At 35.1% G+C, this 23,631-nt stretch carries 23 protein-coding genes, 4 tRNA genes and 1 riboswitch; of the genes, 11 read left to right on the top strand and 16 right to left on the bottom strand.

What is annotated here, in order from left to right; genetic code table 11:
* Positions 1-30 precede the first annotated feature (30 nt).
* The 6 genes from ACNF4Z_RS04160 to ACNF4Z_RS04185 all read right to left on the bottom strand — a co-directional run bounded on the left by ACNF4Z_RS04160 (position 31) and on the right by ACNF4Z_RS04185 (position 4,969).
* Positions 31-104 (bottom strand) — tRNA-Asn (locus tag ACNF4Z_RS04160).
* Between the two features lie 79 nt (positions 105-183).
* Complete coding sequence (locus ACNF4Z_RS04165) at positions 184-714, bottom strand: tRNA (cytidine(56)-2'-O)-methyltransferase (RefSeq protein WP_458327988.1); 531 nt, start codon at positions 712-714, stop codon at positions 184-186.
* A 1-nt stretch (position 715) separates the two neighbouring features.
* A complete protein-coding gene (locus tag ACNF4Z_RS04170) occupies positions 716-1,219 on the bottom strand; it encodes an ArsR family transcriptional regulator (protein WP_458327989.1) in 504 nt (167 codons plus the stop codon).
* 78 nt (positions 1,220-1,297) lie between these two features.
* Positions 1,298-3,088: an MFS transporter gene (locus ACNF4Z_RS04175; RefSeq protein WP_458327990.1), complete on the bottom strand. Its 1,791-nt coding sequence runs from the start codon at positions 3,086-3,088 to the stop codon at positions 1,298-1,300.
* A gap of 61 nt (positions 3,089-3,149) precedes the next feature.
* Positions 3,150-3,974 (bottom strand): ABC transporter permease, encoded by an 825-nt coding sequence (locus ACNF4Z_RS04180; RefSeq protein ID WP_458327991.1) that lies wholly within the window; start codon positions 3,972-3,974, stop codon positions 3,150-3,152.
* Entirely contained in the window at positions 3,971-4,969 is a 999-nt protein-coding gene (locus ACNF4Z_RS04185; protein ID WP_458327992.1) for an ATP-binding cassette domain-containing protein, read from the bottom strand. The genes ACNF4Z_RS04180 and ACNF4Z_RS04185 overlap by 4 nt, the downstream gene beginning before the upstream one ends.
* Positions 4,970-5,062: 93 nt before the next feature.
* Positions 5,063-5,164: riboswitch (TPP riboswitch) on the top strand.
* Here ACNF4Z_RS04185 and ACNF4Z_RS04190 point away from each other — a divergent pair.
* The 4 genes from ACNF4Z_RS04190 to ACNF4Z_RS04205 all read left to right on the top strand — a co-directional run bounded on the left by ACNF4Z_RS04190 (position 5,155) and on the right by ACNF4Z_RS04205 (position 9,532).
* On the top strand, positions 5,155-6,369 hold the full coding sequence (locus ACNF4Z_RS04190) for an MFS transporter (RefSeq protein ID WP_458327993.1): 1,215 nt from the start codon (positions 5,155-5,157) through the stop codon (positions 6,367-6,369). (Overlaps the previous riboswitch by 10 nt.)
* A 35-nt stretch (positions 6,370-6,404) precedes the next feature.
* Positions 6,405-7,196, top strand: coding sequence for a glycosyltransferase family 2 protein (locus ACNF4Z_RS04195; protein ID WP_458327994.1), 792 nt, complete (start codon positions 6,405-6,407; stop codon positions 7,194-7,196).
* 76 nt (positions 7,197-7,272) lie between these two features.
* A complete protein-coding gene (locus ACNF4Z_RS04200; RefSeq protein WP_458327995.1) occupies positions 7,273-8,430 on the top strand; it encodes a serine hydroxymethyltransferase in 1,158 nt (385 codons plus the stop codon).
* Positions 8,431-8,434: 4 nt separating this feature from the next.
* Positions 8,435-9,532 carry a CBS domain-containing protein gene (locus tag ACNF4Z_RS04205; protein ID WP_458327996.1) on the top strand — a complete coding sequence of 366 codons (1,098 nt, stop codon included), beginning with the start codon at positions 8,435-8,437 and terminating at the stop codon, positions 9,530-9,532.
* A 10-nt stretch (positions 9,533-9,542) separates the two neighbouring features.
* On the opposite strand, the gene ACNF4Z_RS04210 is transcribed toward ACNF4Z_RS04205, so the two are convergent.
* Positions 9,543-9,627 (bottom strand) — tRNA-Leu (locus tag ACNF4Z_RS04210).
* A gap of 51 nt (positions 9,628-9,678) precedes the next feature.
* Between ACNF4Z_RS04210 and ACNF4Z_RS04215 the strand changes: the two genes are divergently transcribed.
* Positions 9,679-9,891: a hypothetical protein gene (locus ACNF4Z_RS04215; RefSeq protein WP_458327997.1), complete on the top strand. Its 213-nt coding sequence runs from the start codon at positions 9,679-9,681 to the stop codon at positions 9,889-9,891.
* A gap of 5 nt (positions 9,892-9,896) precedes the next feature.
* Here the strand turns inward: ACNF4Z_RS04215 and ACNF4Z_RS04220 are convergent, their stop codons facing one another.
* Together ACNF4Z_RS04220 and ACNF4Z_RS04225 are read right to left on the bottom strand one after the other, a co-directional pair.
* Positions 9,897-10,832: a transcription initiation factor IIB gene (locus tag ACNF4Z_RS04220; protein WP_458327998.1), complete on the bottom strand. Its 936-nt coding sequence runs from the start codon at positions 10,830-10,832 to the stop codon at positions 9,897-9,899.
* An 11-nt stretch (positions 10,833-10,843) separates the two neighbouring features.
* On the bottom strand, positions 10,844-11,047 hold the full coding sequence (locus tag ACNF4Z_RS04225; protein WP_458327999.1) for a hypothetical protein: 204 nt from the start codon (positions 11,045-11,047) through the stop codon (positions 10,844-10,846).
* A gap of 197 nt (positions 11,048-11,244) precedes the next feature.
* Between ACNF4Z_RS04225 and ACNF4Z_RS04230 the strand changes: the two genes are divergently transcribed.
* Positions 11,245-11,619 (top strand): DUF2004 domain-containing protein, encoded by a 375-nt coding sequence (locus tag ACNF4Z_RS04230; RefSeq protein WP_458328000.1) that lies wholly within the window; start codon positions 11,245-11,247, stop codon positions 11,617-11,619.
* 29 nt (positions 11,620-11,648) lie between these two features.
* Here the strand turns inward: ACNF4Z_RS04230 and ACNF4Z_RS04235 are convergent.
* Positions 11,649-11,733: transfer RNA gene (locus ACNF4Z_RS04235), tRNA-Leu, on the bottom strand.
* Positions 11,715-12,632 carry an endonuclease V gene (locus tag ACNF4Z_RS04240; protein WP_458328001.1) on the bottom strand — a complete coding sequence of 306 codons (918 nt, stop codon included), beginning with the start codon at positions 12,630-12,632 and terminating at the stop codon, positions 11,715-11,717. Before ACNF4Z_RS04240 ends, ACNF4Z_RS04235 begins: the two co-directional genes overlap by 19 nt.
* An 83-nt stretch (positions 12,633-12,715) precedes the next feature.
* Here ACNF4Z_RS04240 and ACNF4Z_RS04245 point away from each other — a divergent pair, with 83 nt between their 5' ends.
* Complete coding sequence (locus ACNF4Z_RS04245) at positions 12,716-15,853, top strand: MMPL family transporter (protein WP_458328002.1); 3,138 nt, start codon at positions 12,716-12,718, stop codon at positions 15,851-15,853.
* Positions 15,854-15,860: 7 nt separating this feature from the next.
* Here ACNF4Z_RS04245 and ACNF4Z_RS04250 read toward each other — a convergent pair whose 3' ends face one another.
* The gene (locus ACNF4Z_RS04250; RefSeq protein ID WP_458328003.1) at positions 15,861-16,337 is read right to left on the bottom strand and encodes a peroxiredoxin; all 477 of its coding nucleotides are present in this window, start codon (positions 16,335-16,337) and stop codon (positions 15,861-15,863) included.
* Between the two features lie 83 nt (positions 16,338-16,420).
* Between ACNF4Z_RS04250 and ACNF4Z_RS04255 the strand changes: the two genes are divergently transcribed.
* Complete coding sequence (locus ACNF4Z_RS04255) at positions 16,421-17,056, top strand: diphthine--ammonia ligase (protein WP_458328004.1); 636 nt, start codon at positions 16,421-16,423, stop codon at positions 17,054-17,056.
* A 5-nt stretch (positions 17,057-17,061) separates the two neighbouring features.
* On the opposite strand, the gene ACNF4Z_RS04260 is transcribed toward ACNF4Z_RS04255, so the two are convergent.
* Positions 17,062-18,120 (bottom strand): radical SAM protein, encoded by a 1,059-nt coding sequence (locus ACNF4Z_RS04260; protein WP_458328005.1) that lies wholly within the window; start codon positions 18,118-18,120, stop codon positions 17,062-17,064.
* Positions 18,121-18,209: 89 nt separating this feature from the next.
* Here ACNF4Z_RS04260 and ACNF4Z_RS04265 point away from each other — a divergent pair, with 89 nt between their 5' ends.
* Positions 18,210-18,635, top strand: a complete 426-nt coding sequence (locus ACNF4Z_RS04265; protein WP_458328006.1) for a hypothetical protein — start codon at positions 18,210-18,212, stop codon at positions 18,633-18,635.
* Here the strand turns inward: ACNF4Z_RS04265 and ACNF4Z_RS04270 are convergent.
* Both ACNF4Z_RS04270 and purB read right to left on the bottom strand, forming a co-directional pair.
* Entirely contained in the window at positions 18,630-19,223 is a 594-nt protein-coding gene (locus ACNF4Z_RS04270; protein ID WP_458328007.1) for a hypothetical protein, read from the bottom strand. The genes ACNF4Z_RS04265 and ACNF4Z_RS04270 overlap by 6 nt on opposite strands.
* Positions 19,207-20,568, bottom strand: coding sequence for an adenylosuccinate lyase (purB, locus tag ACNF4Z_RS04275; RefSeq protein ID WP_458328008.1), 1,362 nt, complete (start codon positions 20,566-20,568; stop codon positions 19,207-19,209). The genes ACNF4Z_RS04270 and purB overlap by 17 nt, the downstream gene beginning before the upstream one ends.
* Before the next feature lie 84 nt (positions 20,569-20,652).
* Between purB and ACNF4Z_RS04280 the strand changes: the two genes are divergently transcribed.
* A complete protein-coding gene (locus ACNF4Z_RS04280; protein WP_458328009.1) occupies positions 20,653-22,467 on the top strand; it encodes a chloride channel protein in 1,815 nt (604 codons plus the stop codon).
* A gap of 51 nt (positions 22,468-22,518) precedes the next feature.
* Positions 22,519-23,475, top strand: coding sequence for a Gfo/Idh/MocA family protein (locus ACNF4Z_RS04285; protein WP_458328010.1), 957 nt, complete (start codon positions 22,519-22,521; stop codon positions 23,473-23,475).
* A gap of 60 nt (positions 23,476-23,535) precedes the next feature.
* On the opposite strand, the gene ACNF4Z_RS04290 is transcribed toward ACNF4Z_RS04285, so the two are convergent.
* Positions 23,536-23,620, bottom strand: a tRNA-Leu gene (locus ACNF4Z_RS04290).
* Positions 23,621-23,631: the final 11 nt, after the last annotated feature.

The raw sequence follows: 23,631 nt of genomic DNA on the forward strand, positions 1-23,631 counted from the left end.
TGGCAAGTCTAACTTTAACAAAAACTAAAACGCCGCCGGTCGGGCTCGAACCGACGACCGCTCGCTTAACAGGCGAGTGCTCTACCAAACTGAGCTACAGCGGCTTTCAAAAGGTTAATGTATTCTAACAATTAAATTTTTTGAAATGTAAGTCAATTCTCCTTAATTACAAATCAATATCTTTCATTTAACATTTATATTATGACGAACTATCACATTCTTTCCCTTTTCTGATGGGATTATTTTTCTTTTTCCTTCAAAGTTAATATTCAGTTCCTTACCTTCATAATACCTGTCCAGGAATATTGTAAGGGCAGACAGTTCACTTATGGGTTGTGATGTGACAGATATATTGAAATCTGCTTTCTGGTATATGTCAGGCGGAACCTTTTCTGCACCAACGAACACTACAATCTTTTCATTTTTAATCTTGATCTCCTCAATCTTATCCATTATTGGAATCCCATACATTGTCAAATGAACAAGTAAGGGTTTACCTAATGCTGACATATATTCATTTAACTTTACACCTGTCTTAATAATGAAATTACCACCGAATTCTTTATTGACCCTGTTTATTGTAGATTCCAATTCAGGATCATACGTGTCAACTGCCATGCCTTCAACGCCGAAAGCCCTTGACGTCAGTGCTATGTGTGTAGTTATTCTCTTGTCTCTTAATGGTCTGTGGCCATACCTGTATATGTTAACCATGTTACTCCATTATTACCTTTTCAATTTTGAAACCTTTAATTTGCAAAATTGAAGATCTTTTTATTATACCCTTTATCAATGTTTGAGAAATATTAAGAGCCTCTGAAACTTCACCAATGAATATTGAATCGTTATCCTTCATCATTTCAATAATCTTTTCTTCATATTTTCCTATTTCCTCGTCTGATATGACTGTTGCATAAATTATGTCTGAAAGTTCGTTCATTGAACCCATTAAATTGATTTGTACATTATTGTAAAAATTGTGATAAGCTTTTTCAGGTCCGTTTTCACCTGTAAGCCACTGAGTTTCCAGCATTTTAATCTTATCCAGGTAGAGAAGTGCCTTTTTACCCTCATTTCCATATTTTTCAGTAATTTTTGTGAGCGTTATCCATGAATTCGAGAGGTCAATCAACAATTTTCTTTTTACCTCTGTGTCTGAGGCATGAAAAATGGAAACAAGATCTCCCGGGTCATTAATCACTTTGATTCTTCCTGGCATGGATCCATAATTACATCTTTATATTTTTTAATTTTCCATTTTTTCTTAATATTTTCTATAAATTAAAAAAATTTTAAATTATCTTGGAAATTGAGCTCTCTCAGGCTCATTATCTCTGACAGCTTTTCTATTTTTAACAATTCTAGTGTCATCAATTTCCCTCTGCAATCCACTACCCTCATGGAAATACCTTTTTCCTCTGAATAGTGAGAGTATTGCAGCAATTGCTGACAGAGTAGCTCCAATATAGAATGAATCCCTAAGTGCTGACATCACTGCTGGAGCAAGTGCGGTTGGAAACCACACTTTTCCCTCCATGGTGGTGATTGCAGATGCTGAAAGCTTTGATGTCAATGCAGTTGGCAAGGATGCTAAAATTGTTCCCATAGGATTATATCCAAGAAATGCTGAAAAAATTGCTGCAGTTGGTGGTATTTTATCAAGAACAGGAGCAATGATAGAAGCACCTATTGTTGCGAGGGCTGAATTAAAATATCCTGGAAGATTATTTGAAAGTGCCACTATCACTATTGTAAAAAATATTCCCATTGAGGCTGTCTGGGCTACATTTCTTACAGTTGCTACCATTCCTGATGCAATACCTCTGTTTTCTGCTGATACTGAGTTCATTATTGCAGCAGTATTTGGAGCTGCAAACATTCCAGAACCAAAACCAAACAGATAGATAATAACAGCAAACTCAGGATAATAGAAGTTATAGGGAAGGAATGATAGCAATATGAATGCAACCGCAACAATTGCCATGCCTATTGTGGCAATTCCTCTTGCACCAAATTTATCAGAAAGCGCTCCACCAATTGGACCCATGGTTAAAAATCCAAGGGTAAGTGGAATCATATAAATTCCTGCGTAAAAAGGTGTGAGTGAGTATGGAACACCATGCAGTGGAAGCCATACACCCTGGAGGAGTATTATAAGCATAAACATAACTCCACCTCTTCCAAGAGATCCCAACAGGGAGGCAAAGTTTCCAAATGAAAATGATCTAACCTTGAAAAGTGACATTTTAAACATTGGCTGCTTCACCCTCAATTCAATGAATGGGAATGCTATAATTAGAATCGTTCCTATAATTAATCCGGAGATGACATATGGATCTGACCATCCCATCACTGAAGAACCGTATGGAAGAAGACCATAGGTTAGAGCAATTAAAAATATGGTTATTCCAACACCAAAGACTACATTGCCTGCATAATCAATTTTCTGGGACTTATCCCTAATGGAATTATCCTTTAGTTTAAGCAATGACCAGATGGATCCAAGCACTCCAACTGGGACGCTAACCAAAAATACCAGTCTCCACCCATATAATGTCAGGCCATCTATGACAACAGTCTGGTTAGCAAGAATTCCTCCAAGTATCAAACCTATGAATGAACCACCCAAGGCAGCAATCTGATTCAGACCTAGAGCCTTTCCCCTTTCGTTCTGAGGAAACGCATCAGTTAGTATTGCGGTGGAGTTTGCAAAAAGAAAAGCTGCTCCAAATCCCTGTATTAGCCTGAACCCTATAAGCTCGTCTGCCCCAATATCACCTTTATTTGGGGTGAGGAATAACATAATTGATCCAATTGTAAAAATTACAAAACCAAGATTGAACAATCTTGTTCTTCCATATATGTCAGAAAGTCTTCCAAGTGTCAAGAGAATGACTGCTGTTATTATATTATATCCCAGTATGAGCCATATAAGATACAAGAAAGATCCGGCCTGAAAAGGATTGATGTCAATACCATTTTTCCCTAATATTGCAGGAAGTGAGATAAGAATAATCGTACCATTAATAGAGGCCATTAGTACCCCTAATGTTGTATTTGAAAGTGCTACCCATTTGTACTTAACCATGTTTATCAATTAGTTAATAATTTAACTTATAAATCTTTTTTTAAAAAATAATTTTTTTAATTTAATCCCTTATTTCCTTTTCAGACAACACAATTGTTAGGATTATGAAGAATATTGAAAGAAGAAATAGGTAAAGCATGTTCAATCCCACTGTGTGAAGCTGTGAAGATGAAAGTGATCCGTAAAGAATGACATCTCTTATTGAAATTGTTGACCAGGAAACTGGATTGTAATAAGCAACCTTTGCAAGCCAGCCGCTCATAAGAGTTGCCGGGAATAGAGCAAAACTTGCGAATATAAGTGGCAGGTTTATCAGGTTTATAATTCCAAATATTGTTTCCTGTCTTTTCAGTCTTATTGCAATTATGCTAAAAAGGGAAGAAAATGAAAATGCAATCATTATGAGCGCAGCAATGACTATTAGTGCATCAAATAGTGTGAAGCCATTTACAAATTGCAATCCGTTTGGAATTATAAGTGCAGCCAAAATAAGGATGAACGCCTGAACGAGAATTCTAACCGTTGTTGACAATATTTTGCTGAAAATTATTGAGCTTCTTTTTATGGGTGATGCAAGGAGTCTTGACATCACACCCAGTCTTCTGTCAAATATTATACTTGTTCCTGAAAAAAGTGCTGTGAATAAGGAGGTTGTAGTAAGTATTCCACCCAGTATAAATGTGATATAATTTTTTGCAGGACCAAAGAATGCAAAGCTTGCAGCTCCTGAATTAGATGGTATCAGTGAAAAAAGTTTTCCTATATCAAAGGCGCTTCCAAAAAGTGCTATCCAGAAAATTGGCTGTATAAGACCTGTGATAAGAAATACAGGATTTCTGTACCATTTCTTAAGTTCTCTGACCGTAAGAGGGCCCAGACCACTCATCTTCTCAACCTCCTCATATTAATCATCATTTTTCTTGCATCTCCACCTTCTTCATCTCTCAATTCTTTTCCAGTGTATTCAAGAAATACCTGATCAAGGGATGGTTTTGTCACTGTAAATTTACCAACTTTAAGATTGTTTTTTACAATAAAGTCCATGATACCTGGAAGCTCAGTCTCAGAACTTTCGACCTTAATTCTCACAGTGTTTTCATTCATAAGTTTACCATCAATTTTATTTTCATAGTTTAAAAACTTCATTGCATCATCTTTGGACTTAAATTCTGCCTGAATTATATCACCTTTAAGATTATCCTTTAATTCCTGAGAAGTTCCAGTTACAATGATCTTGCCGTGATCAATTATAGATATCCTGTCTGAAAGGGCGTCCACCTCTTCCAGATAATGACTGGTTAACAAAATCGTTACATTGAATTCTTTTCTTATTTTATCTATGTATTCCCACATTTTTGATCTTGTCTGAACATCCAGTCCAAGTGTCGGTTCATCCAGAAATATTGTTTCAGGATCATGTATGAGACCCATTGCAAGTTCAAGCCTTTTTCTCATTCCACCTGAATAAGAACCTACATTTTTCTCACCAAATTCCTCAAGATCAACCATCTCAAGAAGTTCTTTTGATTTTCTGTAAGCCTCTTCTTTTTGCATCCCGTAGAATCTACCAACCATTACAAGGTTCTCTATACCTTTAAGGTCTTCATCGGCAGTCAAGTCCTGAGGCACAACACCAATACTCTGCCTTACCTTTATCGATTCTTTTATTATATCATAGCCATTTACTGTTGCCTCTCCTGAAGTTGGTTTAATTGATGTGGAGAGCATTTTTATTGTAGTAGATTTTCCAGCTCCATTGGGGCCTAAAAATCCGAATATTTCACCTTTTTTTATTTCAAGATCTATGCCTTTAACTGCCTCTATAGACCCGTTGTAGACTTTTCTAAGGCCTTTAGTTATTACTGAAAATTCATTGCTCATAAGGTAATAATTAATTAATATACTTAAACTTTAATGATAAAATATTTAATCAACTGAATGAATGTATAATCATATTAATATATTTGATTATAATCCAAGAGCAAGGGGAGCTCAAAGGCTGAGAGGACCTGTGTGGGTCGACCCTTAGAACCTGATCCGGGTAATGCCGGCGGAGGGATGAAAAAGTGAGAATTAATAAAAGTTTGTTTTGGTCTACAAGTTTGGCTTTTGCATTTTGGGGCGTTATTGCAACCATTGGTCCGCTTGCTGCGTCTGATAATATTATCAGTAACGTTTCATCATTTTGGACGGAGGTTTTTCTCCTTGCAGGACCATTGACTGTACCCTTAGGAAATTTTGTAATGGGTATTTTTTCAGACAGATACGGAAGAAAAAGTATATTTTTCTTAACGATGTCGCTTTATTCCATTGGAATAATAGTAATAACATTTTCTTCCACAGTTTATCTACTTCTGGCTGGTCTTATTACGGCACAGTTTGGAGTAGGCGGGGAGGAGCCATCATCACTTTCACTTATTGCTGAAGATAGTAACGCAACAGATCGTCCTTTTTATCTTACTATAATAACAAACATGAGTAATATTAGTAGTGCAGTGGTTGCCGCAATCTTTCTCTTTCCTGTATCAACTGAAATACAGAGGTTAATACTATTAGCAATCTCATTATCCATAATATTTACACTTGCAGTGGCAAGACTTTCATTACCAGAATCTTACAGATGGTATAAGGTGAAAGGGAATGAAAATAAGGCAATGGAAGAGAAAAATATACTTAAAATTACGGATGAGGGAATAAAAGTGAATAATAAGCCTTCCATCTTACCATCAATTATTTTATTGGGAATGATGGGTATATCACAATATATCACTTTTGGCCTTCTTGCATACAACATAGGGCCCATTGAATTTCCTAAAATTTCAAGCATTCTAATATTTGTTGCCTTAACTGGTTCATCTGTGGCAGGTTTTGTAGCAGCCTACCTTGTTAAGGGTCCAAGAAAATCATACACATTTTACTCATATCTATCAGGTCTGATTACAATACTTATAATAATGGCTGTATTACCTTATATTTCTAACCTTTACATATTTCTACCATTGCTTTTTTCAAACATGTTCTGCAGTGAATTCGCCTGGGCCTCAAGAGTGGTACTTGAACCAGAACTTTTCAGTACCGGTGTTAGAAGCACAATGATCGGCGTTGTAAGATTATTTCCAATGATAGTATATGCCATAACTATAGTAATCAGCTTAAATTTATCAGTGGAGGGTTTCATCATTGAAAATGTCATATTATGGGCACTTGGGGTGTTTGCAGCTATCCTTTATTTCATAATACTTCCTGAAACCAAAGGTATTGATATTTCTTACACTGATTAAAAATATTTTTATATTTATCATCTATGAATCGAGAAATGATAAGTTTCGTTGTAACAACATACAGAACAGGTAAAACACTTAAAAAATTTTTTTCCGCATTCGATTCATTAAATGAAAAAAATTATGAGATAATTCTTGTAGATAATATGTCTGACGATGAAACGGTTTCCGTTCTTGAAGAAATTAAGGTTAAATTTGGTGACAAATTAAAAATTATAAGAGAAAAATGTAACAGGGGGGAAGGAAGACAAATAGGACTAATTAATTCCAATGGAGAGTTCATTTTCCAGTTAGATGCTGATCTCTATTATAGAGGTCTTAACAGTCTGGTGGAAAAAATTTTATCAATGAATACAGAAAAACTTATACGAATACTTGGAAAGGAACCATCATTTAATATGACATGCGGTTCTAGGAAGACATGGCAATTTCTCGAGGGTTATCCTCCTTTGAATTATTTAGAGGATCTCTATGTTTGGAGACTTGCAGAAATGCTAAACATGTTTGAGGAGATCAAAATTACAGGTGATGAAATTGAACAGATTGATATGGGAATAGAAAAAAAAGAACAGCACAGTGAACTAAGATATTCAAAAAATAAGAAGGAGCTTTGGAATAGAAGAATTGATAATGCGTCACACATTCTTTTTTCATCTGGTTATGGTTTTAGATTATACAGAAAAATTTTTTTTGAACCAAAATTTTCAGTTTTACCATATTCATTATACTTGTACATAAGAGGGACTTTAAGAAAGAGACATATAAAATATGAAACCGTGGAACAAAGATATGAAAGACTTAAAAATCTTTTTACTGACAAACAATGAATTTTTAAAGTGTGGAGTTAATAATTTAAATTCACCATTTAATAAAATTTTATTTTCATAATCATTATACAATATCATGGACAGAATAATTGATCTTCTTGACAAATATGAGAGATACAGAAGAAATGTAATTAATCTTCAGGCATCTGAAAATTACCTTTGCCCTCATGCAAGACTTGCATTGGGCTCGGACTTAGGAAGCCGATATTCCCACGTAATGAATAATGGAATAAATGCATATGGTGGAACAGATCTCATAGAGGAAATAAAAACTAAAACTGAAAACTCAATAAAAGCTCTTTACTCTGCAAGATTTGCTGAGATAAGGCCACCGGGTGCCCATATAGCTGCTGAAATGGCCATTCTCTCAACTGTTAAAACAAATGGTAAAATAATGGCTATAGATGAGAAAGATGGAGGCTACACAGGTTACGCTGATGAATACCTTGGAAACATGCTTTCATATAAATATTCTTCAATACCATATGACAATAATATTCAGGAAATTGATTATGAAGCTCTGGAAAGAAAAGCAGCCGGGGAGCGTCCAGATGCAATCATTCTCGGGCAGTCATTTTTTGTAAAACCATACGATCTTAAGAGAATTAAGGAAATATGTGATAAATCAGGTTCATTCCTTATTTATGACGGGTCACATGTTATGGGTCTAATTGCGGGTAAAAAATTTCAACCTGATGCCATAAAATACAGTGACATTCTCTTTGGGTCAACACACAAATCATTTTTCGGTCCGCAAGGAGGTATTGTTCTGACGCAGAACGAAGAACTTTTCAAGAAAATAGAGGAAAATACTGTGTGGAAAACCTTTGATAATTATCATCCAAACAGGATTGCTGCACTTGGAGTTGTAGCTGAAGATTTTCTGGAATTTGGAGAAACTTACGCAAAAAATGTTATCCAGAATTCAAAAAATCTTGCGTATAATCTTGAGCAATACGGTATAGAGATTAAATACGGTCCATGGTATTCTGAATCACATCAGATAATAATGAAAGATAGAAAAACAAATTTCATTGAAATATCAAAGATTCTTGAAAAAAATAACATAATAGTGGATCGTGAAGGGAGGATAGGAACTTCTGAAATAACAAGATTGGGCCTCAACGATATGGATGGTTTAGCCTCAGTAATCGCTGATTCAATAAAGGGAAAGGATACAAGAAGTAAAGTGGCAGAGATATTAAAAAATACTGGAGTTAAATACTGTAGGTGATAATATGAAGACAGTCAGAGATATAATGACATATGAGCCGAAGGTTATAAGTGAGGATGAGACTGTAATTAAGGCATTGAATGTTATGAGGGATCACAATATATCTCAGCTCCCGGTGCTTTCTGGTAAATCATACATAGGAATGATAAGTTACAGAGATCTTGCAGGAAGAAAGAGTATACATTTCAATTCCAAGATAAGACATTTCATATCAAGTTCACCTGTTCTAAAACCTGATGATGACATTAACAAGGCCCTTGATCTTCTTAAAAAGAGTGCAATGGGTGCATTGGCTGTGGTTGATGGAAACAAGCTTCTTGGAGTTGTTTCAAGGACAGATATAATAAAAAATATATCTGAATTTCCAGAAGTAAATCTTTACAGTGCCCAGGATATTATGGATGAGCCCCTTTCAGTTCATGAGGATCAGGATATATCACTTGCAATTGAAAAGATGAGAGAAAAGGGTCTTGATATAGTAGCGGTGATTGATAAGGATGAGAAAATTTCAGGAATTTTGAAAATGAAAGAAGTTCTTGATTATGAACTTAAAACAAGGGAAAAACAGAATTCCATGGAGATGTCAGGAAACAAAGAAAAGGCAGATATAATAGTAAAATCTGTAATGTCAAATCCCCATTTTGTATACGAGGAGGATAAGGTAATTACAGGGTGTGAGTCCATAGTAAAAGAAAAAGTTCACAGCATTCCTGTGGTGAACAAAGGAATGAAGGTTACGGGTATGCTTACCATAAACAATGTACTTGATGTCATAGGTAATGAAGGTGAGGAAAAGGGGATAATGGTCAATATTTCAGGCCTTAACCAGAATGACAAGGACCTTTATCTTACTACATACAGCATGTGTGAGAAGTTTTTTAACAGGCTTGAAAAAATAGTTAATTTAAAAGGCGGATCTTTTCAGATACATGTTGCAAAGCACAAGGAAAACGAGGGTAAAATCAAGTATTCCGTAAGAACAAGACTTCTTGGAAGAAAACTCAATATGACTGTTGACAGTTACGGCTGGAATTATGCAAGAACGCTATCAGATATATTTGATATTTACGAAACAAGGATCAAAAAAGAATTTTCAAAATAAAAATTAAAAATGCAGAGGGCCGGATTCGAACCGGCGAATCCCTACGGAAGCAGATCTTGAGTCTGCCGCCTTTAACCTGTCTCGGCAACCTCTGCTTCCTTAATCCATATTGAAAACAATAAATAAATTTTTCAATATATACCATTATGAAAATCAGAGTGGAATTGAATGAGATTAAATACGAGGATGCAAAGAAAATAATGCAAATGTTGTCTCCTGAAAATGAAAATTTCCTCACTGAATTATCCAAAGAAGGATTAATTATAGAGGGGGATATTGAAAAATTTACTTCAATTTACAATGTTATTGATGAATTTTTAAAAATAATAGATATTTATGAAAAAATTTCGGAAATCTAATTAAATTATTCCTGAACATCCAGATTCAATTTTTCAGTCAGTTCCTTGTATCTGTTCCTGATGGTGACCTCAGTTACACCGGCAACCTCAGCAACTGATCTCTGTGTTCTTTTCTCACCAGTAATTATGGAACCTATGTAAATTGCTGCTGCTGCAACTCCTGTTGGTCCTTTTCCAGATGTTAGATCATGATCCTGGGCAAGTTTTATTATCTCTGCTGCTCTTTTTCTTGTTTCCATTGATAATTTTAGCTTGCTGCAGAATCTGTTAAGATAGTCTTCCGGCTTTGAGGGAAGTATATTCAACTGAAGATATCTGCTCATTATTCTGAATGTTCTACCTATCTCTTTTTTCTTAACCCTTGTTATTGAGGCGATCTCATCCAGTGTTCTTGGAACATTTGTTAGTCTGCAAGCAGCATACAAAGAACCTGCCACAACACCTTCTATGCTCCTTCCCCTGATCATGTTTTGCTTAACTGCCTTTCTGTAGATAACAGCCGCAGTCTCCCTAACGTCATTTGGTATGCTTAAATTTGAGGCCATTCTTTCCATTTCCTGAAGTGCTTGTGATAAATTTCTCTCAGCGGCATTTGAAACCTTAATTCTTTTCTGCCATTTTCTAAGTCTGTATAGCTGTGCCCTGTTCCTGGTAGGTATTGATTTTCCATAGGAATCCTTATTTTTCCATGAAATATCCGTGGATAGTCCTTTGTCATGTATGGTGAATGTCATTGGTGAACCTGCTCTTGCCCTTGACTCATTCTGTTCACTGTCGAAGGCACGCCACTCAGGACCCTGATCTATGTAACTTTCGTCAATAACAATACCGCATTTATTACAGACCAGTTCCCCTCTCTCGTAATCCCTTGACATATCAGTTGAACCGCATTCAGGACATCTCTCTATCTGTTCAATTTTTTTCTTCCCATCTTCTACCATTAAAACCACCCTCACAAGAAAATCTCATCTGTTTCAATATCAGAATTTAATACAACAATGCCGTGTGGATTTTCCGATCTGCCAAGAATCCTTACTATTTTACCTATTTTCTTTCCACTTTTATCGTAAACATTTTTATTAATCAGTTCCATGGAAACATCAGATACCAATAGTTCCCTATCCAATCGATGTATGATAGGGAGAGATTTTCTCATATATAGTTATTTTATGCATATATATATACTTTTCGAAAAACTATTAATTTTTTTGGTCATTTTTTTACATATATTTATATGGAAAGTTTAACCACTTTCTTTGAAAATTAAGGTATTTTTAATTGTAAACATAATTTTTAATAATCAGAGATTAAAAAATTAACAAAAATAATTAAGAATGTTTCCAATGCTTTAACATGGTAAAAGGACTTGATATTTCATTTCAGCTTAATGAAAACCCGGATGATGAAAGACTTGTTCTAGCCCTTGCGAACCTTACAGGAAATCATTTCAAAGAAGAATTTGATATAAGATGGAAAATATTTCATGTCACACTTGAAAACAAGAAATTTTATAAAGTACTTTTCACTGGGAAGAAAATCAATTATTTACACAAAGGGTTGGAAAAAAGCATAAGGGAATATTTTGATGAACTCGCACAAAATTCAAGGAAATATATTCTCGAAATGTATGAAAATCTTTCTAAAAAAGGAGATTTTCAAAAGGAAAATATAGAAGAATTAAAAGAGGAATATGATCTCTGGCAAGATAAACTTTGCAATTATATCTAATCTAAATATGGAATTTGTGGAAAATTTCATGCGCAGGGCCGGATTTGAACCGGCGAACCCCTGCGGGAATGGACCCTGAATCCATCGCCTTTAACCTAGCTCGACAACCTGCGCTTTTTGAATTCTCCTGCATAATTGTGTGCTAATTTAAGAATTTTTGGATAAGTCATACCGTATTCTTTGATTATGATAGAATAGGCTTCTTTGAATGGTACACCGTATCCTTCGCTTAATATGTATTTATCATTGATTATCTTGAATTTTTCATTAATTGAGGAATACAGTCCAGAAGGCAAACTCATCTTTGATTTTGCCACTCCTATCGTTGCTACTTTGTACATATATCCAGAGAGGGATGCTATGCCTGCTCTTCTTGGATGAAGTATTCCATTTCCATCCACTAGAAGTAATCCATTAAAGTTTTTTGAAAGTTTTTCTATGTATTTTCCCTCCCTAAAAAAAAGATAACCAGGTATATACGGGAAATTATTTTCTAAAAAAAGATATTGAACACTTATTTTTCCTTTTTCAGATATGACAAAGGCAGCATAACCATTATCATCTTTATCATATGAAATATCAATTGCGCCCAACAGATTTTCCTCATAATTGAAATTTTGAGCACACTCTGCCATTTTTTTTGAAATATCCATTTGAAAATTAAGTAATGTTAAAAGTAAATTTTCTGCTTTGAAATCTTTGAAGATTAATTGTTCAAAATTCGGCACTCTGCCTTCCTTTACATTTATACCGTCATTTTTCAATCTTCTTATTTTTTCATTAATACCTAATGGATTGGTATAACCACCAAGCCCTCCATCACTCTTGATTACCTTGTAACATGGGTAGATGTCTGGTTCTTTATTCCTTGAAAGAATGAAACCCACAGCTCTTGATGCGTTTATGTCACCTAGAGCTCTGGCTATATCACCATAAGTTGTGATCTTTCCATCTGGAATCTGCAATAGCATATTGTAAACAGCCTTGTAAAGGTCTGGTAATTTCAGATCCATAATTTATATAATAAAGCAATCTATTTAAATTAACTCAATTATTAAGTAATAAATTATTAATATTCACAACTAATTAACCCTCAATGTTTGAAAATTTCTTCGAAACGTTGGGTAAAAAGGTTTCAAAACATAGCGGAAAAATTATCGTTGTGTGGATAATAATTCTGGTTCTTATGAGTTTTGGTAGTCTCTTGGTTTTTTCACATACAAATTTTAACATAGCAAACGGATTTGGCACATCCAATTCAATGTCAGCGAAGGCCTCAAATGAATTATCGGAATATTTTTCCAATTCTTCCTTAAACAGTGGCTCTATTTCTGGTTCTGAAATAATTATAATAACTCAGAATACAAGCATAAATTCAAAAACAGATTTTTCACAACTTGTAAAATATCAGTATCAAACCCAAAGTATTCTTTCAAAATACAGTTGTTATAATGGAACTCAAAACATAGTGGATACAGAAAAAGATGCATTGCTGGCATTCTCCAACGGAATGAAACTAATAATGTCCACAAATGCTCAAGTTTTGGGAAACGCTGCAACTTTGGTTTCCACTATTAATTCAACAAGTTCATTTTTCCCAGGCATTGAAATTCTCTATGGGAACTATTTCCTCAAATTTTTCACTCATAATAATAATGTAAGTAGATCAATGACTTTTGCATTTAATAATACAGCTGAATTTTTAAATGAAGAATATCATTTTACAAATAATACACATCTTTATTATAGCCAGGAAAACTTCATAACGGTTATTAATTCAACAGTCAAACCTTATTTTGAAAGTGATCTTTCCTTAGGCAAAAGTTTTACAAAAGAAATATTCAAATCTATTCAGACAGCTTCAGAAAATGCTTTGCAGAACAAATCATTTGTTAATAATCTTACACTGCTTGGGTCATCTTACACAAATATAACATCATTTATCATTGAACAGCAGAACATTTCAGCATTTATTTCAAATTTTTCAGCGGAATCAATAAATTTGACTCTTCCAATTTTCATATCACAGGCAGGCTCTCAAGCAACTTCATTCATTGTGAATGTGGATGGAATATCCTTACATAATTTTTTTAACATCGCTTACAATTATCTGGTGAAGGGTAGAACTGGTATTGTTTCAGGGTTAACCAGTATTGAAGAGGAAAATCCTGCATTATTGTTAACGGAAAGCGCAGCTAAAAAACAGTTTTACGGAAATCCTGATATAGAGATAAATTCACCTGATCTTTTGAATTTCTTCTCAATAATATACAATGTTTCAGGCTCAAAAAATATTAACAATACAGTATATGAGATGATGAATACATCATCGCTCAATAATTTTCCATTAGTTCCAACACCTTTCCTGCTTCATAATTTTGTTGGATATGACAATAGTACAATAATTTTCATATATCTTTTTTCCGAGAACTATTCAAACTCCATTAAAAATAATATTACAACAATTGTCCACCTTTATGAGAACAAAATCACGGGAAGCAAATTTATCATAGCCGGAAGCCAGGAATTCAGCAGTCAGCTTGAAAATGAAATAACTTCGGGGTTATTTAAGGCCCTTGCTGCAGGAATAATTCTTTCCATTATCATAGTTGGCCTTTATTTCAGATCTTTCAGGGCTGCATTTATACCAATAATGATGTTTGTAGTGGCGGCTATCATATCACTTGGTGTGGTTGGCTACCTTTACACTTATGTTTTCAATACAAGTGTTTCATTCATAACTCCAACACTTTTGTTTATATTCATACTAGGTCTGAGTTCTGATTATACAGTTTATCTGATGGCAAGATACAGAAGGGAACTTAGAAATAAAACAGAACACCCCACAATTTTGACTTCAAGATGGGCAGGCCACGCAATTTTCACCTCTGGTTTAACTGTTATCATCTCTGAAGTTGTGTTATGGCTCGCAAACATTCCATTTTTCAGTGATACTGGTCTGGCAAATGCAATAGGTGTAACTGTTACACTGATGCTTGCCACCACATTTCTTATGGCTATCCTGCATCGTTTTGGAAAGAAAATTTTCCCAAGATCTGCATCAGGAGATTTCAAAGCCCCAGATCAGAGAAGAATGGAAAAGGTTGGTAATTTTTCAGTTGATCATAAAAAGATTCTTTTGGTTGTATTCGTTATAATAACAATTGGTGGACTTTTTGTTTATGCATCAACCACACAGGGAATCGATCTGCTGAAGCTGCTGCCAAAAAGCCAGGCAATAGAGGGTATAGAAGTGGTAAATAATAGTTTCAACGGAGACTTTTTTGACAGAGATTTCATAATTGTAAATTTCACTTCTCCTCTCATATCAAATGGTGTTGTTAATACAAACGAAATGAAACAGCTTTATAATTTGGAAAACGTTACGGCACAGACCCATGGAATAACCACAGTAATAGGTCCGGGAAGGCCATATGGATACTTTACTGGTCTTATACCATCAAATGCTACACCTTCCAATGCAAGGATGTATTATAACACATCATTGTCATTCATAAGTTCCTCAAATTCAAGATATGTGGAATTGGTAATACAGACATACGAACTTGGTTGGAATTCAAAATCCATTAACACCCTTAATGTTTTGTACAAAAACATTGAAAATAACAAAAGTGCAGATGAAACAGTTGTTATCGGAGGACTTACTGAGGCATTGGGAAATGCTTTTACACAGACACAGAATTCATTTTATGAGCTTCTGCCAATACTAACAATAACAATTTTTGTAATACTAACAATTCAACTGAGTTCAATACTCACACCACTTAGGCTTATATTTATGGTTCTTGCCATGGTTCTCATTTCTCTGATGGTTACTTACGGTCTTTTCCACTATCTGCAGGGTTATCCAGTGGTCATATTTATGCCAGTATTTGTATTTGTAACGTTACTGGCCGTAGGACTTGATTATGATATATTTATGATAACAAGGGTGAGAGAGGAGGTAATAAAGGGAAGAACATTGAGGGAAGGTCTGGTAACAAGTGTGAAGGAAAATGGCTCGGTCATTATGCTATTGGGAACACTCCTCTTTGTTACATTTGCTGCACTCTACTTTTCAGCAATACCGCTGATTCAGGAAATTGGAGTAGGCGTGGGAATAGGAGTTTTATTGGATACCTTTATCAGCTGGCCATTTTTTATTCCAGCCATAATGAGTATAATAAAAAGATTCAACTGGTGGCCCTCAAAGCTTGAAAAAAATGAAAAATAAAAAAAATTTAATTTTTTAATTCTGAAACTTTTTTCTTAATTGTTTCGTAATCTGGTTCAACACCTGGGTTTTCCGATACCCATGAATATTTAATAACACCATCTTTGTCAAGAACAAAGACTGATCTTTTTGCCACGTCCAGATTTGGAAGATTTATAAATTTGTTGTGTACTATTCCATATTTTTTTATTGTTTCCTTATTATGGTCACTCAACAGATCGAAGTTCAGTTTGTTAACCTTTGCGAATTCAGCAAGTGAAAATGGTGTGTCAACGCTTATTCCTACAACTTTTGCTCCCACATTATTGAATGCAGACATGGAATCCCTGAAATTGCACATTTCCTTTGTGCATACTCCAGTGAATGCTCCTGGGAAAAATGCTAGAACAACCGGCTTTCCTTTGTATTCTGAGAGTTTTCTCACCTTGTTTGTGTGATCTGGCAGTTCAAAATCTGGTGCTTTTTCTCCTTCTTTAATAGTCATATTATCACCATATGGTTATTATTATTTAATATATAATCAAATCCTATTTTTGAATCCCTATTTATCTATCATTTTAATAACATATGGTGAAAGGAATATGTCTGATGTCAGGTGGAAAGGATTCATTCCTCTCTGCCGTAATAGCGATGGAACAGGGTATTGAACTCATTAATGCAATCACCGTAATACCTGAAAAATATTCTGAAATGTTTCACTTTCCTAATATAAGAATGGCTGAGGACGTTTCAAAACTCCTTGGACTCAATACAATTTTTCTGGAAGAAAAAAATTTTAACCATGATTTATCAGAAATAATAAGGACGAATGATGTAAAAGTTCTTGTCAGCGGGGCCATTGCATCCAATTTTCAGAAGACCAGACTTGAAAAATTATGCACAGATAACAAAATTATACATTTCACTCCCCTGTGGTTATTGAATCAGGAAAAAGAATTGAAAATGATTGTTGAAAGCAGAATACATCCAATTATAGTTTCTGTCTCATCAGAAGGTCTGGATGGATCCTTCCTTGGTATGGAAATAGACATGAAAGGAATTGAAAAATTGATGAAAATATCCTCCCTGTATGGAATGAATCCTTCAGGCGAAGGGGGGGAATATGAAACACTTGTACTTTCTTATTTAAGAAAAAGTATAAGTTTTAGGTCATTCAAGGATTATTTTGAAGGGAATAATTGTTTTAGAATATTTGAAAAATAATATCTTCAGATTTTAACCCTTTCAACCTCTATGGCATCCCAAGTGGGATACTCCTCAACCTGATATATATCGTATTGAATTTTTCCTTTGAGGTCCTCAGCCCTCCATGGAGATATTTCAACCCTTTTCCTTATTTTGTTTATATGGTATTCACCAGGTTTAAGTCCCAGTAATTTGAGTTCCTCCACAATTTCCAAAAGATCTCCACCTTCAACAACACCTTTAATTATTGTGCCATCCTTGGTCAGAGCATCAATGGGTCTTGCAATGGACTGTGCCCTTCTTTTCAGTCTGTTTTTTAGCTGAACTCCATCCTTAAAGGAGGCTGAACAATAATGAACTGTGAAATCGGGATTTTCTTTTACCATTTTAATTGCAAGTTCCTGGCTACCCTTTGCACCAGACTCAACATCATTTTTTATTTTGTAATTCCTTCCCAAAAGATTCTCAAAGTTTGTTTCAGAAAATTCAAGTTCATTCAGATTGATAAAGTCAAGTTCCATATCCTTGCTGAATTGTATTAACGCTCTCATATCCTCCTCCCTTCCAGGGAGTGAGGGTACCTCTATTCCAACTGACATTCCGTTATCCCTGGCCCACTTTATCCTATTCTTGAATACTGATCTGTGCATGTGATTCCATATTTCCTCTGGTGGATGGAACCTAATCTCATCCAATCCCGCCTTACCAACTGAGTCTATGGCCTCCTTAGAACCACTTATTGTATAAAGGTGGATATGATGTGCCTGCCCAAACTCTTCCTTTAATATTCTTATGTATTCTGAGGTTCTTTCATAAAATTTTAATGGATCTCCGCCAGTAATCCCAGTACCTGTTGCCTGTATCATCCTTGCCTCAAAAATAGCATCCTTCATGTTGGCAAGTGGCATCTCATCTGCATACATTACATCCTTCATTTTTTTAGGCTCCGATAATGGGCAGTAAAAACATTTTGCATCGCATATACCTGATACAAACAGTACCATCTTGGCACCCTTTGCACACATCTTGCATCCTACTGGGAGCTCTCCAGAGTATGCAGATCTTCCGGGAAGAGTTTTCATTACCTGGTGTATTGAATATAAATATATATAAGGTTTCATTTAACAGGCCACTCCAAAATATAAGTAAATGTTTTTCATACGTGTTTATAGTGAAAAACATAAGAGTTGGATTAAAAGGGTTTATTTTCCCTATCATTGTAAATTTTCTATTGATTCTATTCATGATAGTTCCCATAGTGTTGTATTATGGAGTTTTCCTGTCAAACTTTCTTTATTTTGTGCCTTATCCCATAATAGTAATATTCATGTTCATATTTACCAGAAATTACATTAAAAATCAGGCATACATTGAATTTTCCAGCGATTATTTTTACATATTAACCAATGAAAGGAAAAAAAAGATACTGTATTCACAGATAGATAAAATTGAAAACAACACCAATATTAATAGAAAATTCTATGAAATAACACTTTACGATGGAACAAAAATAGGAATATTCGACAGGAAGATAATTGGTCAGAAAAACACAATAATTGGACTTATAAAAAATAATAAGAAACAAAAGGGTTCATAAATTATCAAATGTTTTCTGATCCTCACTGTTTTCCGTAAAATCCTTTATTTTTCCATATTCAGCAATTATCTTTTTTAATGTCTGCTCGTATTCTGAACTGGACATTGAGTAGTTGTTAGGAATTATGAGAGGGTTCCTTGACTCTATTGTTATACCCTGACTGTTAAGCATTTCAATCCATCTTTCCTTTTTATCAGATATCTTCCTCTCATATCGTCTGGGATATTCCACATCACAGAGTTCTATCTCTCTCATGAAAACAGGCCTTGAAAGAAATCTGTAAAGAAAATCAAGTGCAAAATCACCACTGTTGACTTTTCCATTGTCTCTTGAAACCTTACCCACAATATCATAGAAATTTGATATCTTTTTTTCACTTATACTGTAGATTTTTGAAGGTTTTATATGTTTCACATTTAGTTCACCAAGTGCAACCATTGCATCAAGAAAACCTGAAAGTGTCAGCCTGTGAACTTTAACTCCAATTTTGTCAAGTTCAGATTTGATTGATGAAATTGAAAGTTCCTTGCCTGAAAGGACTTCTTTTATTTTTTCAACCACCACATTAGGATCAGTTTCCCCAATCACTAATATCACTCCGCAAATTTTTTGTTTCCTCAATGATCATATCGCATATCTGTCTGGAGTTTCCCGTGAAAGATACTGGATTTATTATTTCCTTAAGATCTGCTGAACCTATGATTGATCCTGCTTTTGTTTCCATAATGATTTCAAGCAGGCTCTTGTGTCCGGAATAAAAATTCATCGAAATTTCCCTTATCATTTCATGTGCGTCTGTTCTGTTTACACCTCTTCTTGTCAGTTCAACTGTGAGTCTTTCTGAAATACAAAGGGGGGAATTTAAAAGATTTTTCATCATTCTGTCTGAAAATACCCTTAGGTTCCTTAAAATTTTTTCCATTTTAACTGTAACATAATCTATAAGTATGGAAGTGTAAGGAATGGTGAATCTTTCCAGTGCGCTGTTTGTAAGATCCCTTTCGTGCCACGTTACTGCTGTCTCCATTTCAGGCATGATCATTGCCCTTATGAATCTTGAAAGACTGCAGACGTTTTCACTTTCAACAGGGTTTCTCTTGCTGGGCATGGAACTTGAACCCACCTGATCCTTCTCATCAAAATCCTCCATAACTTCATTAATCTCAGGTCTTTGAAGATTCCTTATCTCTGTACCAATTTTTTCCAGAGTTGTTGCAATGTTTGAACATATGAAAAGAAATTCAACGTATCTGTCCCTTGTTACTATCTGACCTGATGCACCTTCAAAATCTATATGAAGCCTATTTTTCATCATTGATATGAAATCAAAGTATTTTTTTCCTATTGCTGCCCCTGTTCCAACAGGTCCTGAAAGCTTACCAACAATTATCCGTTTCTCGCTCTCTCTTATTCTTTCAATATGTCTGTTTATCTCTGAAAGATAAACTGCCATTTTTAATCCAAAGGTGATTGGTGAGGCATGCTGGCCATGTGTTCTTCCAAGCATTGGAGTATCCCTGTACTTTCTCACAATTTCCATCAAAGTCTCTTGCAATGAAAAAACGGACTTTTTGTACAATGAGAGAAATTGTTTCAATTGAATGGCTGTGGCACTATCATTCAAATCATTTGAAGTTAGACCAAAATGAAGGTAATTGAATTCATGACCAGACTGTTCTTCCAGTGCTCTTAAGAATGACATTATGTCATGCTTTGTTATTCTTTCCAGTTGATCAACTCTTTGTATATCCACACCCTTTTTTATAATATTTTCAAGTGGTGACAGGTCCGTTTTCGGTATTATTCCAAGTTCCATCTGTACAAGTCCAGTCTGGTACTCAATATTGAGCATAATGTTGAATCTGTTCTGTTTTTCAAAAATATTTCGTATCTCGGGTCTACCGTATCTTGTATCGATAGGTGATACTACCATTAATGGTTATCATGGTAATGATAAAAATATTATCGTTAACACAAAGTATAATAATTATATCCATGATAAATATATAGGAGAGACTTGGAAAGAACATTAAAGAGGATCCTAAAAAATTCAAGTGGTAAATGGCTTTTTATAGGCACATTAATAGGTGTGATTGCTGGTTTCGGCTCCATTATTTTTTACATTATGATTAACGTTGTGACGAAATATATGCTATACGGTATTTCTGGCTTCAATCCACCATCCTCAGGGCTCACAGCTGGACTTTCTACATATAAAATATCATCTGATGTTCACAGATTGTTTTTCCCTATTATTCTTGGTTTGGGTGGTCTTTTCGTTGGGATATTCCTCACAAAGACAGCACCTGAAGCAAAGGGCCATGGAACTGATGCTGCAATCGATGCGTTTCATAATAAGGGAGGATATATAAGAAGAAGAATCCCCATTGTCAAAACAATTGCATCAGCGGTAACAATTGGATCCGGAGGAAGTGCCGGAAGGGAGGGTCCAACTGCTCAGATTGCAGCAGGCTTTGGATCATTTGTTGCTGATGTGCTCAAACTGGATGAGAAAGATAGAAGAATTGCAGTTGCTGCGGGAATTGGTGCAGGTATAGGAAGCATATTTCTGGCTCCACTGGGAGGTGCAATTTTAAGCACTGAAATTTTATACAAAAGGGATTTTGAGGTTGAAGCCCTCATTCCATCGGTTGTGGCATCCATTGTGGGTTACTCAATTTTTGGATACTATACCGGTTACAGAACACTGTTTGAACTTCCATCAAACCAAGTTATAGGTTTCTTTCATCCAATTTCACTGCTTGTTTATCTGTTCATAGGAATTGTTTGTGGAATTGCTGGCCTTTTTTATATCAAGGCTTTTTATGGCGTCTCAAATTTTTTCCATAATAACAAATATATAAGTCCTTATGTAAGGCCTGCCATTGGAGGTATTATTGTTGGTGTAATCGCAATATTTTTTCCTGAAGTACTTGGGCTGGGTTATGGATGGGTTCAGCAAATAATAGACGGCAATCTTTCACTATTTGCATCTAACTATTCAATGCTTTTTTTGATTTTCATTGTGCTATTTTTCCTTAAGGTCATAGCAACTTCATTTACAATAGGATCTGAAGGATCAGGAGGTGTCTTTGCTCCAGGTATGGTTTCAGGGGCTTTCATTGGCGCAGCACTGGCAGTTCCCATTAAGATGGTTTTTGGATTTCTAAGTTTTGACGAAATAGTCATCGTTTCAATGATAGCATTATTTGGAGGTGCTTCAAAGGCACCTCTCTCCATTATTATTATGGGAACGGAGATGACTGGAAGCTATGCACTCTTTATACCCATAATGCTTGCCACAACTGTCAGTTATTTTATAACTGGGCAAAATACAATATATAGATCACAGGTGTTAGATAGATCAGAATCGCCTGCACATGAGGACAAATACAAAAAACCAATACTTGATAATATACCGGTTTACACAGCTATGAAAAAAGACTACATCAGGGTAAGCAAGTATGAAAAGGTGAGATTTGCAATTAACAAGCTAAGGGAGAGCAGGACAAAAGGTGCTGTTGTAGAGGATGAAGGTAAACTAGAAGGTTTTCTTTCCATTGAGAATATACCTGAAAACTTAGATTATGATCAGACTGTTGAACAGGTTATGTCATTGAATGTTCCATCCATTGAAAAAAATCAGTCTTTGCACGACGCACTAAACATTTTGATAAAGGAGCCAAGTGGTAAACTGGTGGTGATTGATAAAAACTTTCCTGGAAAAGTACTTGGAACTCTCACAATATCAGAAATTGCAGAAGCATATAATCTGGAGATAAGAAGGTTAAAAATAGAAAATAAGAGAAAAATGTCAAAGGAAAATGAATAAAATAACTTTTTAATTGAATAAGTATATTTACACCTCATCATTTTCATTAATGTGAATTTTGGTATAGTTGGTTTAGGAAATCATTCTTTGAACAGGGTAATGCCAGCAATAGTTGAGAGTGGTAACAAAATATCTGCCGTAACCACGGGAAATAAAGAAAAAGGTAGAGAAGTTGCAGAAAAATTTTCATGCGAGTATTATGACAGTTATGACAGGATGCTCCAGTCCAATATTGATGCTGTTTACATAGGATCTCCAAATTTCTTGCACTATTCTCAGGCCATGAGGGCTATAAATTTTAAAAAACACATACTTATGGAAAAACCCATGACATTAAAATCAATTGAAGCCTCTGAAATAAATGAATTTTCTAAAAAAAATGGAGTGAAGGTTGCAATAGGGTTCCATCTTCGTTTTCACCCTGCAATTGAATTGTTAAAACATAACCTAAATCAGGAAGGGGAAATACCAATAATTGTAAATGGTTACTGGGGACATGGTAACACACACTCCAGCCCCGAAGAATCAAGAAAATGGTGGAGTGAAGAGGATAAGGTAGGTGGTGGATCTGTCATGGGTACGGGTGTTCATGTGATTGATTCAATTATGAACATTTACAAGAAATTTCCAAGAAAGGTAACCGCATACAGAATTCCTGAGGAGAAAATAATAGATGAAAGTATGATGATAAATCTACATTTTGAAGGAGGGTTTGCCAGTTCATTCTCCTCAAGGGCTACATATAATCCCTCCAACGATCTTGTGGTGTTTACGAAGAACAATAATTACAGAATTGTTAATTTTTATTCCACCGGGGGTGAGTTTAAGTTTTTCAAGAACGGGCAAATTTTAAAAGAAGACAAAATAAATTCATTATACAAAAGTGAGGTGGAGGGCTTTGTCAATTATGTGGAAAATAAAAACTCACTTATTGCAACAGGCAAGGATGGTTATAATGCTGTCAGGATTGTTGAAGAAGCACAGAAATTTATATCACTGATAAGGTAAAAAGTAAAGCAAAAAGTGTATTTCACCATTCAGAATTTTTTATCCACAGTTTCAAAAAAATGCAGAGGGAGGGATTTGAACCCTCGTATCCCTGCGGAACCAGACCCTCAATCTGGCGCCTTTGACCAGTCTCGACAACCTCTGCTCAAATTCTGA

This window comes from Caldiplasma sukawensis (assembly GCF_052315375.1).
In the GTDB taxonomy this organism is placed as follows: Archaea; Thermoplasmatota; Thermoplasmata; order Thermoplasmatales; family Thermoplasmataceae; genus Cuniculiplasma.

What these genes read in the sequence shown, in the direction of transcription:
- ACNF4Z_RS04165 (WP_458327988.1), bottom strand. Translation starts at nt 714, where the DNA reads ATGGTTAACATATACAGGTATGGCCACAGACCATTAAGAGACAAGAGA.
- ACNF4Z_RS04170 (WP_458327989.1), bottom strand. Translation starts at nt 1,219, where the DNA reads ATGCCAGGAAGAATCAAAGTGATTAATGACCCGGGAGATCTTGTTTCC.
- ACNF4Z_RS04175 (WP_458327990.1), bottom strand. Translation starts at nt 3,088, where the DNA reads ATGGTTAAGTACAAATGGGTAGCACTTTCAAATACAACATTAGGGGTA.
- ACNF4Z_RS04180 (WP_458327991.1), bottom strand. Translation starts at nt 3,974, where the DNA reads ATGAGTGGTCTGGGCCCTCTTACGGTCAGAGAACTTAAGAAATGGTAC.
- ACNF4Z_RS04185 (WP_458327992.1), bottom strand. Translation starts at nt 4,969, where the DNA reads ATGAGCAATGAATTTTCAGTAATAACTAAAGGCCTTAGAAAAGTCTAC.
- ACNF4Z_RS04195 (WP_458327994.1), top strand. Translation starts at nt 6,405, where the DNA reads ATGATAAGTTTCGTTGTAACAACATACAGAACAGGTAAAACACTTAAA.
- ACNF4Z_RS04200 (WP_458327995.1), top strand. Translation starts at nt 7,273, where the DNA reads ATGGACAGAATAATTGATCTTCTTGACAAATATGAGAGATACAGAAGA.
- ACNF4Z_RS04205 (WP_458327996.1), top strand. Translation starts at nt 8,435, where the DNA reads ATGAAGACAGTCAGAGATATAATGACATATGAGCCGAAGGTTATAAGT.
- ACNF4Z_RS04215 (WP_458327997.1), top strand. Translation starts at nt 9,679, where the DNA reads ATGAAAATCAGAGTGGAATTGAATGAGATTAAATACGAGGATGCAAAG.
- ACNF4Z_RS04220 (WP_458327998.1), bottom strand. Translation starts at nt 10,832, where the DNA reads ATGGTAGAAGATGGGAAGAAAAAAATTGAACAGATAGAGAGATGTCCT.
- ACNF4Z_RS04225 (WP_458327999.1), bottom strand. Translation starts at nt 11,047, where the DNA reads ATGAGAAAATCTCTCCCTATCATACATCGATTGGATAGGGAACTATTG.
- ACNF4Z_RS04230 (WP_458328000.1), top strand. Translation starts at nt 11,245, where the DNA reads ATGGTAAAAGGACTTGATATTTCATTTCAGCTTAATGAAAACCCGGAT.
- ACNF4Z_RS04240 (WP_458328001.1), bottom strand. Translation starts at nt 12,632, where the DNA reads ATGGATCTGAAATTACCAGACCTTTACAAGGCTGTTTACAATATGCTA.
- ACNF4Z_RS04245 (WP_458328002.1), top strand. Translation starts at nt 12,716, where the DNA reads ATGTTTGAAAATTTCTTCGAAACGTTGGGTAAAAAGGTTTCAAAACAT.
- ACNF4Z_RS04250 (WP_458328003.1), bottom strand. Translation starts at nt 16,337, where the DNA reads ATGACTATTAAAGAAGGAGAAAAAGCACCAGATTTTGAACTGCCAGAT.
- ACNF4Z_RS04255 (WP_458328004.1), top strand. Translation starts at nt 16,421, where the DNA reads ATGGTGAAAGGAATATGTCTGATGTCAGGTGGAAAGGATTCATTCCTC.
- ACNF4Z_RS04260 (WP_458328005.1), bottom strand. Translation starts at nt 18,120, where the DNA reads ATGAAAACTCTTCCCGGAAGATCTGCATACTCTGGAGAGCTCCCAGTA.
- purB (WP_458328008.1), bottom strand. Translation starts at nt 20,568, where the DNA reads ATGGTAGTATCACCTATCGATACAAGATACGGTAGACCCGAGATACGA.